At 57.2% G+C, this 11,419-nt stretch carries 8 protein-coding genes; all 8 read left to right on the top strand.

Features of this window, described 5'->3' with window-relative positions:
- Positions 1 to 61 precede the first annotated feature (61 nt).
- The 8 genes from HFP51_RS03460 (at position 62) to HFP51_RS03495 (ending at position 11,416) form a co-directional block, all read left to right on the top strand.
- Positions 62 to 1,003, top strand: a complete 942-nt coding sequence (locus HFP51_RS03460; protein WP_218135324.1) for an NAD-dependent epimerase/dehydratase family protein — start codon at positions 62 to 64, stop codon at positions 1,001 to 1,003.
- 39 nt (positions 1,004 to 1,042) lie between these two features.
- Positions 1,043 to 2,182 carry a glycosyltransferase family 4 protein gene (locus HFP51_RS03465; RefSeq protein WP_176874384.1) on the top strand — a complete coding sequence of 380 codons (1,140 nt, stop codon included), beginning with the start codon at positions 1,043 to 1,045 and terminating at the stop codon, positions 2,180 to 2,182.
- Between the two features lie 158 nt (positions 2,183 to 2,340).
- A complete protein-coding gene (locus tag HFP51_RS03470) occupies positions 2,341 to 3,021 on the top strand; it encodes a hypothetical protein (protein WP_176874385.1) in 681 nt (226 codons plus the stop codon).
- Complete coding sequence (locus tag HFP51_RS03475) at positions 3,018 to 5,162, top strand: glycosyltransferase (RefSeq protein ID WP_176874386.1); 2,145 nt, start codon at positions 3,018 to 3,020, stop codon at positions 5,160 to 5,162. The genes HFP51_RS03470 and HFP51_RS03475 overlap by 4 nt, the downstream gene beginning before the upstream one ends.
- A 59-nt stretch (positions 5,163 to 5,221) precedes the next feature.
- A complete protein-coding gene (locus HFP51_RS03480) occupies positions 5,222 to 8,782 on the top strand; it encodes a hydantoinase B/oxoprolinase family protein (RefSeq protein WP_176874387.1) in 3,561 nt (1,186 codons plus the stop codon).
- Entirely contained in the window at positions 8,779 to 9,465 is a 687-nt protein-coding gene (locus HFP51_RS03485) for a DUF969 domain-containing protein (protein WP_176874388.1), read from the top strand. Before HFP51_RS03480 ends, HFP51_RS03485 begins: the two co-directional genes overlap by 4 nt.
- Complete coding sequence (locus HFP51_RS03490; RefSeq protein ID WP_176874389.1) at positions 9,462 to 10,412, top strand: DUF979 domain-containing protein; 951 nt, start codon at positions 9,462 to 9,464, stop codon at positions 10,410 to 10,412. Before HFP51_RS03485 ends, HFP51_RS03490 begins: the two co-directional genes overlap by 4 nt.
- Positions 10,412 to 11,416, top strand: a complete 1,005-nt coding sequence (locus tag HFP51_RS03495) for a DUF2891 domain-containing protein (RefSeq protein ID WP_176874390.1) — start codon at positions 10,412 to 10,414, stop codon at positions 11,414 to 11,416. Before HFP51_RS03490 ends, HFP51_RS03495 begins: the two co-directional genes overlap by 1 nt.
- The last annotated feature ends 3 nt before the right edge of the window (positions 11,417 to 11,419 follow it).

The following is an 11,419-nucleotide window of genomic DNA, read 5'->3' on the forward strand; positions in this document are numbered from 1 at the left end:
TTTAGCGGGTTGGTCGCTTATCGGGCGCCTCTTGGCAGTGCAATTGCGGTGATGGGACAAGATGATGGAAAAGAAACGCGTAGTGGTAACCGGAGGCGCCGGTTTCGTCGGCAGCAATTTGATAGCGCGCTTGGAAAGCCTTGGCGGCTTTGATGTAACAGTCCTTGATAGCGAAGTACTCGGGTCGCGAGAGGCAATCGCCGATCTGGATACTACCTTCATCAAAGGTGACATTTGTGATCCGGAAGCCGTCGAAAAGGCTTTGGATGGTGCAGATGCCGTCGTACACCTGGCTGCTGACACACGCGTTATTCCTTCGATTGAAGAACCCAAGTTCAATTTCGATGTGAATGTCGGCGGTAGCCTGGTCATTCTGGAGGCAATGCGGCGCCTTGGGGTCAATAGGATCATCAGCGCATCGACCGGTGGCGCGATTATCGGCGAAGCAAATCCGCCGGTCCATGAAGGCATGGTCGCCTCTCCGGCATCACCCTATGGCGCGTCCAAGCTGGCCGTTGAGGGATATTGTTCTGCCTATTCGGCGTGTTACGGCATAAAAGCAGCATCGCTGCGTTTCTCAAATGTCTATGGCCCGCGATCCTGGCACAAGGGTAGCGTTGTGGCACTGTTCATCAAGCAGATCCTGCGGGGTGAAACGCTGACCGTATACGGCGATGGAGAGCAGACCCGCGATTATGTCCATGCGCAGGATCTCGCAGATGGTATCGTTGCTGCCATTCAGTCGGATGCGTCTGGGCCCATTCAGCTCGGCACCGGTCTCGGAACACCGTTAAATGCCATTATCGACATGCTTCGCGAAATCAGCGGCCAAGAGATAGCAGTGAACTATGAACCGTTCCGTGACGGTGAAATTGTGCATACCTGGTGTGACATCAGCCATGCACGCGAAACATTGGGTTATGATCCCAGAATTACCGTGCGGGAGGGGCTTGAGGAAAGTTGGCGTTGGTTCGTTGATAATCGCGATCGGCTCTCGCTTTAGCTTGTTTCTGACGCTGGATTTTCGCACAGTCCCGCCATCGTGACCCAGATTGCCTATTTCGAACCGTCCTACACCGCTCATAATGCGCGTGATTGGGAAATCAGGGGCAGCTACAAATATCCGAGTCTTTTGGGTGATCTGCACACAATGGCGAAGATTACGCTGTTGATGCCTACGCTGCCGCCTGAGACGGATCCTCACCGTATCATGCTGGAAACAAACTATGATGTCCGCTTTGTGGCGTTGGACACATTGGACGATGCTGGTGATGCAAATATTGAATCACTGGTTGAGGATTATGCGACCGCAATCGCGAACCTCGAACCTGACATTGTCAGCACTTTGAATGGCCGGATGATTGGGCATAATTTTGCGCTGGCCCGTGCTGCCAAGGCTGTTGGCAAAGACTTTGTGTATCGGATTGCCGGGAACGATATTGCCACTCAAATCGCGGTACGCGAGGCGGCCGGTCGACCTGTCACCGGTACGGCCTATCTGGCCACGCTGATCGCGCAAGAGCGCTACGCTGCAGAGGTCGCGAGATCGGTAATCGTGATGGGTGGCACTGAGCGCGAACGCGCTGCTGGTCGCGTTGCTGACCCGAGCAAGATTCACATTTGTCGCCGCGGCGTCGACCAATCACATTTTACACCTGCTGCGAACGCGTCAAAAAGCTGCAACCGGATACTTTTTGTGGGCCGAAATAGTGCGGAAAAAGGGATCGATTTGATCGAAGGCGCAGCGGACATGCTCGCCAAGACGCGGCCTGAAATTGAGTTTACTGTCGCCGGTGACTTTGACCCGCGAACTGAGGGAAATCGGCACTATCTGGGATTTCATGGATATGCCGATCTCCCAACCCTGTACCAGGATCACGACGCATTGCTGCTGCCCGCACGGTCAGAAGGGTTTCCGCAGGTTGTGATGGAAGCAATGAGCTGCGGTTTGCCAGCGATCCTCTCAAAAAGCCTGTTTGAACATGATTTTGGAGCGGGTGACGGCGTGACCTTGATAGATCGCGACGTCCGTTCAATCGTTGACGCAATCTCCTCCTGGCATGACGATGACTCCCTCTTTGCAAAAGTCCGCTCCGAGGCAATCGGCCAAGCGAAAGAGCATTTCGATGCGACGGAGAACGGCGAGCATTATCACACGATTTTGCTGGGGCAGGGCAAATGACCGGCGATCAGACATCTAATGTGCGACGCTACTGGTTAGCGGATTCAGATGCGGTTGATGCAATTGAAAGCGCTGTAAATCCGCCGAATTGGGGGAATTGTGACGTTCCCGTAACAATATTTTGCCTCGATGCCGCAACCTTTGCAGCTCTGGCACCAATGGCCGAGAGCGATAACAGTATCGAAGTGCTTGATTCGAGCGAGGAAACGGCATTCGCGTCTGCCTTCAGTGCGCATATCGCGAAGGAACAGGCAGGTTATGTCCAAGTGACCGGGCATGCCATCGAAGATTTCCCGGCGAGCGTCTCGTTGATCCTCGAACATTTGGTCGAGGGCACACCGCAGGCAGTTGCAACGACCATGCTGGCCGTGTCCCGGTATCGAACGGAAATGCCCGATGGCAGTGCAGCTGTTGCGCCGCGGAATGTCTGGCTCAGGACATCGCAGGTTCGCAGCCAACTATCGGAAATGACAGCAACCTCTCCAGCTTCAGTACTTGACGCGATCGAGGCCATTATTGGGGAATTGACAATTGAGCCGTTGCCGCTTGTTTCCGGCGCCTTCTATCTGACGCAGGCAGAACAAGCCGAACTCGTCGGTGCTGCACGTAGCGCGGCGGAGTGGCGCGCAAGGGCTGCGGAATCGGCGGCGGAAGTCGATCGATTGCTGAGTGAGAAGCGGGTTCGCGCCGGCCGTGAAGCAGCGCTTCGAGCGCGCCATGACCGAGATCTGGCTCGGCAAGTAGAGCGTACTCGGGCCGAAATCGAACGTCTGCATCGCGCGGCTGGCTGGGCAGGCCGGTGGCGTGCGCGTTTCGCTCGGATGTTTGGCGGAAAATGAGCACCGTCCGTTCGCTGGTACCGGATGGCGCGCTAGCTGCCGCAATTCTGGCGACGCGTGAAGGCGGCTGGAGCGAGGCAATCCGGCTGTGGCGGGATATTTTCCGGACCGGCCTGCATGACTCACTGGCCGCGGGTTGCATAGCCGAAGCCGCATGGCATCTCGGCAATACCGGCATTTTCGATCACATGATCGCCCATTGCCCTGACAAGGAAGCATTGCTGGCCGCGCTCAGCGCGCATGACCGCAGCGATAGCGTTCCGCACAAAGACTGGGCCTTAGGCGACTGGTCCACTCGTATGTCCGAGCAAGTCAGAATGTTCCAGAATGACCATATCCTCGGGCATCTGTGCCCGGAACATCTTTCAGATCAGGCTATCGCCGGCGATCGCCGCGTTGGCACTTTGGAGCGCCTCAAGGCGCCGCGCGCGAAAGTGGTTCAGGAGATTGTGACCGAGCATGTTGCAACGAAGGACGCACAGGCGCTCGGTGAGTATGGCAAGACGCTGATTGATCGCGCTGCCCCACCCGACGCGCTGCATTGGGTGATCCTTGGCATGGCACGACTTGGTGCAGGCTCGGGCGAGAGCGAGTTTGACAGCTTACGCCATGCTTTTGCGACCTATCCGCTGCGGGATACGGATCGCCAGCTTGCCGATGCACGCTTGTATCGCGGCCTCGGCTATCCGTATTTGGCCAGATTGATACTTCGCAGAGCGTTAGAGACGGTTCGGCGCGCGAAAGATCGGGCCAAGATCCGCAGGCGTTTGGCAAAACTGGCGGCCGTGAATGATCGTTGGCTCGATGATCGCGATATCCTGACCGCGGCCGATTTTGATAGTAAAACGGAAGCACGTGACGCTTTGCTGGCGCTTACCGAACCGCTTGATACCGGTGCCGGCGAACCTCTGATTTCTGCGTTCGATTGGTTGCTGGATCGGGTTGTCCTTAATGCCGATCGCTATGAGCCAGAAGACCGGCTGCTAATGGTAGGAAATACATTAGGCTGCGGTGGCATGGAGCGGATTTTGGCGAGATCCTATCGCCATTTTTCTGATAGTGGCCAGTTTGACCATGTTGACTTGGCCTTGCTGGACTTTGCTGAAGGACAAGCGTCGGCCTTTTACGCCGGTGAAGCCGGGGTCACTCCCGAAGATGTCCTTGTCCTGAGTGGCGACGGCAGCGCGCGAATGCCTTGTGCGCTCCTACCGGGCAGCTGGAAGATACGGGCCCAAAAGCTCTGCGATCATATCGTGGCGACCAAACCTGGCGTCATCCACGCCTGGAATGACCTGACCGGATTATTGGCAGCTTTTGCCGGGTTGGCTGCTGGCTGTCCGAAGATCATTGTTCATTTTCACCACGCGCCAGGTGTTCCACAATCTGGGCGGGCCGAGCAGATATCGTCCTATCCCGAAATATATCGCCGCTTACGCGTCAGGCCTGAGATATCGACAATCTTTTGCGCGGAGGCTGCTGCCCGGGGATATGCCAATTGGTGGCGTGTCGATCAGGATGAACGATTTCGCGTGACATATAACGGTTTCGATTGGGACACCCCGACGCAGGACAAGGGTGCCGCAAAGATCGCATTAGGCATTGCGCCCGATGCACCAGTGATTGGAACTGTGTTCCGCTTCTCTAACGTGAAACAGCCTTTGCTTTGGGCGGAGGCGGCAATTGCCTTTGCGAGAAAACGGCCTGAGGCGTGCTTTCTCATGGTTGGCGATGGTCAGCTGCAAGATGACGTTGCGCGACGGTTCGATAGTGCCGGAATGACAGACGCTCTCATCATGCCTGGCCGGGTTGAGAATGTGGCCGACTACCTTGCCGCAATGGATGTTTTCTGGCTGACGTCGAAAACCGAGGGGCTGCCAAATGTGCTGATCGAAGCGCAATTCACACATGTCCCGGTGATCGCATTCGACGTTGGTGGGGCGAGCGAAACTTTCTTGCCGGGTGCGTCCGGCATTTTGGTGGAACCGGATAATCTTGCCGCGCTGGCCGAAGAGACGGACGCGTTGCTGTCAGACTCGACGCGGATTTCGAAAATGGCAGAGGCCGGGCACAACAATGCGGTGCAATCTTTCTCGGCCGATGCGTTTTATGATCGTTTGAGCCGCGCATATTCTGAAAGCTGATCCCAGCTTTGAGGGGTGACAGCCTTGCCAAGCCCTCTCGACATTGATTGAACATCGGGATGGAAAAAGCTTGGCGTTTCGCGATTGATCGCGGCGGGACATTTACCGACGTGGTTGCGATCGCACCCGATGGTCAATTGCATGTCGAAAAGCTGCTTTCTGAAAATCCCGAACAATATGAGGACGCAGCCGTTGCAGCCATCCAGCGGTTGCGGACGCGATATGGCGAAGGATCGATTGCCAGTGTCAAAATGGGCACGACCGTTGCAACCAATGCATTACTTGAGCGCAAAGGTGAGCGCGTTGCACTAGCGGTAACGAGCGGCTTTGGAGACGCATTGCGGATCGGCTATCAGGCGCGCCCGGAGATTTTCGCGCGGCACATCAAGCTTCCCAGCCAGCTCTACGATCATGTGATCGAAGTCGATGAACGCGTGCGCGTGGATGGCATGATCGAGCGCCCGCTCAATGTTAAGGCGGCGCGGCGAGCGTTCGAAGCCGCTTATGCCGACGGTTTTCGCGCGATCGCCATTCTGCTGATGCATGGTTGGCAGTATCAGGATCATGAGGGGATACTCGCCGAAATGGCGCGGGAGATCGGTTTTTCACAGGTCTCGGTGAGTCATGAGGTGGCCCCGCTCGTCAAACTTATCGGTCGCGGCGATACGACAGTAGTTGATGCCTATCTTTCTCCGGTGCTGCGCCGGTATGTGAACAAGGTTGTGGATGGAATTGGGGATGATGTCCGTCTGCAATTCATGCAATCAAACGGCGGACTTGCGGATGCCAAAGCGCTTCGCGGGAAGGATGCGATACTGTCCGGCCCCGCCGGTGGCATTGTCGGAATGGCGAAGACGGCCGAGCAGGCGGGCTATGACCATATAATCGGATTCGACATGGGTGGCACCTCGACCGACGTCTCGCATTATGCCGGCGAATATGAGCGGACGTTGGAAACTGTTGTTGCAGGCGTTCGTATTCGCGCGCCGATGCTGCAGATCAATACCGTCGCGGCCGGTGGCGGATCGATATGCCATTTCGACGGTAGCCGCTTCCGCGTTGGCCCGGACAGTGCCGGCGCGGTTCCCGGGCCGGCCTGTTATCGGCGCGGTGGGCCGTTGACGGTCACTGATTGCAATGTTGCTTTGGGCAAAATCGACCCCGACCATTTTCCGCATGTCTTCGGACCGAATGGCGATCAGCCGATCGATAGGAACATTGTCGATCAGCGGCTCGCGGAGCTTTCGGCGAAGATCGAAAAGGCAACCGGCAACCGGATGAAACCGAAAGAGATCGCGGCCGGTTTCTTGCGGATTGCGGTCGATAATATGGCCAATGCAATCAAGAAGATCTCGATCGCCCGCGGTCATGATGTGACCCGCTACATGCTTGCCTGTTTCGGCGGAGCAGGGGGGCAGCATGCCTGTGCTGTTGCCGATGCGTTGGGCATCGATCGGATACAGGTGCATCCCTTAGCGGGGATATTGTCGGCCTATGGCATTGGCCTTGCCGACATAACGGTCCTTCGGGAGGTGACTTTCGGAAATGCTCTGGGCGTAGATTTTGCGTCGGAAATCGCTGATCTTGTATCAGAAGCGGAGCAGGCGGTTTGCGATCAGGGGGTGGCGGCTGACGTGATCGAAACGGATCAACGCGTCGCTCTACGCTACGACGGCAGCGACAGTGTTATCGAGATTGCGTGCGCTGACCCTGAGGCGATGCGCGCCAGTTTCGAAGCATTGCACCGATCGCAATTTGGCTATGCCGACAGCGACGCGGATGTGATTGTCGAAACGCTAATTGCTGAAGCAGTCGGGCGCGGCGCCGGCGGATTTGCAGATGCGGTTACCGCTCCAGAAAGCGGTGATAGTGCTGGTGAGGCTGGTGGCGGAACTGCTGTGCAACGCAGCGCAATTGCGCCTGGGACTGTGATCACTGGTCCCGCCATGATCGTCGAAGCAACGGCAACGACCTATGTCGAGCCGGGATGGCAGTCGGAAGCGGATGCGTTCGGCAACCTGATCCTCACCCGCGCCACGCCGCGCGCCGAACATCATGCGATCGGGACGACAGTCGACCCGGTAATGCTGGAAATATTCAACAACCTCTTCATGGCGATCGCCGAGGAAATGGGGGTTGCGCTGCAAAGCACGGCGAGCTCAGTGAACATCAAGGAACGGCTCGATTTTTCCTGTGCGCTGTTCGATCCAACCGGCGCGCTGATCGCCAATGCCCCGCATATTCCGGTGCATCTCGGATCGATGGGCGACAGTATTCGCACAATCATTGAGGCGCGGGGCGATGCCATTGATGGACGTGGAATTCACCCCGGTGATGCCTATGTCCTGAACGCACCCTATCGTGGCGGCACGCATCTACCGGACATTACTGTGATCGTGCCGGTCTTCCATCCGAGCGAAGATACACCCGCAGCTTTTGTCGCCGCCCGTGGCCATCATGCCGATGTGGGCGGGATAGCGCCCGGATCCATGCCATCGGATAGCCGAACGATCGACGATGAAGGCGTGTTGCTCGACAATGTGCTGATGGTCGACAAGGGCCAGTTCCTTGAATCGGAGATGCGCGAGATATTGGGCGCTGGCGCGCATCCGGCGCGTAATCCAGATCGTAATATTTCCGATTTGAAAGCCCAGCTCGCGGCGTGTACGCGCGGTGCTGAAGAGCTTGTGCGGATTGCGAGGGATTACGGCCGTGATGTCGTCGCTGCCTATATGGATCATGTGCTGGCCAATGCCGAAGAAGCCGTGCGCCGGTTGATCGCAAAGCTCGACGATGGCGCCTTCACCTATGGCCTGGACAATGGCGCAGAGGTCGCGGTCGCGATCTCGGTCGATCGCGGCAATCGGTCAGCAAAGATCGATTTTACCGGCACGAGCGAACAGCAACCCAACAATTTCAACGCGCCCTATTCGATTACTCGTGCCGCAACGCTCTATGTCGTGCGCACATTGATCGATGATGCAATCCCGATGAATGACGGGTGTTTGCGGCCGATCGAACTGGTTGTGCCCGAAGGATCGATGCTGAATCCACAATATCCGGCGGCCGTTGTCGCGGGCAATGTCGAAACCAGCCAGGTTGTAACGGACGCGCTGTTTGCAGCGACGGGCCGTCTTGCGCCGTCTGCTGGGACGATGAACAACTTCACCTTCGGCAATGAGCGGCATCAATATTATGAGACGATCTCGGGCGGTTCGGGCGCCGGACCAGATCATGACGGCACCAGCGCGGTGCAAACCCATATGACGAACAGTCGACTGACCGATCCGGAAATATTGGAAACGCGATTACCCGTATTGCTTGAAAGCTATTCCATTCGACGCGGATCCGGCGGGCAGGGGCGTCACAATGGCGGAGACGGCACCGTGAGGCGCGTGCGCTTCCTTGAAGCAATGCATGCCAATATGCTCGCCAACCGCCGCAAAATCCCGCCCAAGGGAATAGCCGGTGGTGGGGATGCAGCGCCCGGTCACAACATAATCGAACGCAAGGATGGTAGTCGCGAAGAACTGCCAGCCACAGCGTCGAGCGCGCTGGAACCGGGCGATGTCTACATAGTCGAAACGCCCGGGGGAGGCGGATTTGGGGGAAGCGAATGAGTGAGTATCTGGTGCTGTCCGGCGTCCTGATTGTGATTGTCGGATTTGCCTTGCGGTTGAACCCGTTATTGGTGGTGACGCTTGCCGCGCTGGCTACAGGGCTTCTCGGCGGGCTTGATTTCGTGGCAGTGATCTCGGCCTTTGGCGCGGCCTTCAATGACAATCGCTACATCAGCGTAGTCTGGATCGTCCTGCCGGTGATCGGGCTCTTGGAACGCTATGGCCTGCAGCAACGGGCGCGCAGCCTTATCGAACAGATACGCAGCGCAACGATGGGGCGACTCCTGCTTCTCTATCTGCTTTTCCGCCAGATTACGGCCGCGCTAGGCCTGACCTCGGTAGCCGGTCATGCACAAACCGTCCGCCCTTTGGTTGCGCCTATGGCGGAAGCCGCCGCCGAAAAAACCCATGGCGAGCTTGAAGAGGATGAACGCGAACAGGTGCTCGGCATGTCTGCTGCGACCGACAATATCGGCCTCTTTTTCGGCGAGGATATTTTCGTAGCAATTGCCTCGATCCTGCTGATCCAGGGTGTCTTCCAAAGCTATGGATATGAGCTGACGCCGCTGCAATTATCGGTCTGGGCAATCCCGACGGCAATTTGCGCCTTCATCATCCATGGCTCGCGTCTCCTCTGGTTCGATAAACGGCTTGGCCGATCAAGCGGGAGGGCAGGCCAATGATTACTCTGGACTGGCTCTACATTCTTGCCGGAATCGCATTCTCGCTGTTCTCACTGCTCAGCGCGCTTGATCAAGCCAATGGCAAACGGTTCGGAAATGCAGCCTTTTGGGGCCTGCTCGCGATCAGCTTCTTCTTTGGTGGTATGCTGAGTGATTTCGCGAACGGGATTTTGGTGTTGGTGCTGGTGGGTATCGCCGGGATTGGATGGCTCGGACGCAGCGATCCACCGACGACGAGCCTCGAAGAACGCCTCGGCCTGTCCGAAAAATTCGGCAACCGCTTGTTTCTTCCAGCACTTATCATTCCGATCACAGCCTTCGCTGGCACGATCCTCTACAACTACACACCGATCGGCGATTCAGGAGTGTTTGAGACTCGATGGGTCACGCTGATACTGCTCGGCCTTGGTGTTTTGATCGCGCTAATTGTCTGCGTCGCCTGGCTTCGTCCGCCTTTGCTGGCACCGATTGAAGAGGGGCGGCGGCTGATGGACTCCATTGGTTGGGCCGCCGTGCTTCCGCAAATGCTGGCGGCGCTAGGTGCCGTGTTTGCCCTGGCTGGTGTGGGCGATGTCATCGGCGGGATTGCTGGCGGGGTGATACCGGACGGCAATGTCTTTGTGGCCGTGCTGATCTTCTGCCTGGGCATGGCGCTCTTCACGATGATCATGGGCAACGCATTCGCTGCATTTCCTGTCATGGCGGCAGCGATTGGCATTCCGTTTCTGGTAATCGAATATGGTGGCAATCCGGCGATTATCGGAGCCATCGGCATGCTGGCCGGCTTCTGTGGGACATTGATGACGCCGATGGCGGCGAACTTTAACATTGTCCCGGCGGCTTTGCTCGAGCTCAAGAGCCAATATGGTGTTATCCGGATGCAGGTGGCGACGGCCATTCCGCTGCTGGCCTGCAACATTCTTCTCATCTACTTTCTGGCATTCTGATGGATATCGAAAACACCTCCAGCCTCACCGAAGAGCTTGCCGCCAAGTTCGCGGGCATCGCCTTGGGCCATGTAACGCAACAATATCCGCACAAGCTGGATCATGTTCTCAACGGCCCCGAGGATGCGCAGGAGCCCAAGGCGCTGCATCCCATCTTCTATGGCAGCTTCGATTGGCACAGCTGCGTTCATGGCTATTGGATGCTGCTGACATTGCGGCGGCTCTATCCCGATACGGCGTTTGCAAGGGAGATCGAAACTCTCGCCGATCGCATGTTGACCGAGGAGAAAGTCGGAGCCGAGCTGGCCTATCTGGAACGCGAATATTCGGGCGGTTTTGAACGGCCTTATGGATGGGCCTGGCTGTTGGCATTGCACCAGGAAGCTGCTCTCCACACCGACCGCGATTGGGGCGCAAATCTTGAGCCCCTGGCCCGTGAATTTGGGGCGCGGTTCAAACTTTTCCTGCCGAAACAGGGATATCCAATCCGAACGGGCACCCACTATAACACCGCCTTTGCGCTGGTCCTCGCTCATGGCTGGGCGGAGACGCATGACACTGATCTGCTCGGTCTGATCCGCGACCGGGCGGGTTACTATTATGGCATGGATCGGGACTGCCAGGCCTGGGAGCCCGGAGGAGATGAATTTCTCTCATCCGCAATGATCGAGGCGCTGTGTATGCGGATCGTGCTCGGCAAGGATGATTTCGCCGAATGGTTTGCTGCATTCTTGCCGCGGATCGATATTGGCGAACCGGTGAGCTTGTTCACACCCGCACAGCCAAGCGACCGCAGCGATGGCAAGATTGCGCATCTCGATGGATTCAATCTGGCACGCGCCTGGTGCTGGCGGGCGATTTCAGACGCCGTCCCGGAACTGGTGGCAGAACAGGTGAAGCAAATTGCCGAACGCCATCTCAATGTCGCGCTATCGCACGTTGAAGGCGATTATATGGGCGAACATTGGCTCGCCAGCTTTGCGGTATTGGCGCTCCGGGCCTAGCGG

The sequence above is a fragment of the Parasphingopyxis sp. CP4 genome (assembly GCF_013378055.1).
Lineage (GTDB): Bacteria > Pseudomonadota > Alphaproteobacteria > Sphingomonadales > Sphingomonadaceae > Parasphingopyxis.

Excerpts from the sequence above, each read along its gene's own strand:
- HFP51_RS03495 (WP_176874390.1), top strand. The coding sequence starts at position 10,412 with ATGGATATCGAAAACACCTCCAGCCTCACCGAAGAGCTTGCCGCCAAG.
- HFP51_RS03470 (WP_176874385.1), top strand. The coding sequence starts at position 2,341 with ATGGCCGAGAGCGATAACAGTATCGAAGTGCTTGATTCGAGCGAGGAA.
- HFP51_RS03490 (WP_176874389.1), top strand. The coding sequence starts at position 9,462 with ATGATTACTCTGGACTGGCTCTACATTCTTGCCGGAATCGCATTCTCG.
- HFP51_RS03485 (WP_176874388.1), top strand. The coding sequence starts at position 8,779 with ATGAGTGAGTATCTGGTGCTGTCCGGCGTCCTGATTGTGATTGTCGGA.
- HFP51_RS03480 (WP_176874387.1), top strand. The coding sequence starts at position 5,222 with ATGGAAAAAGCTTGGCGTTTCGCGATTGATCGCGGCGGGACATTTACC.
- HFP51_RS03460 (WP_218135324.1), top strand. The coding sequence starts at position 62 with ATGATGGAAAAGAAACGCGTAGTGGTAACCGGAGGCGCCGGTTTCGTC.
- HFP51_RS03475 (WP_176874386.1), top strand. The coding sequence starts at position 3,018 with ATGAGCACCGTCCGTTCGCTGGTACCGGATGGCGCGCTAGCTGCCGCA.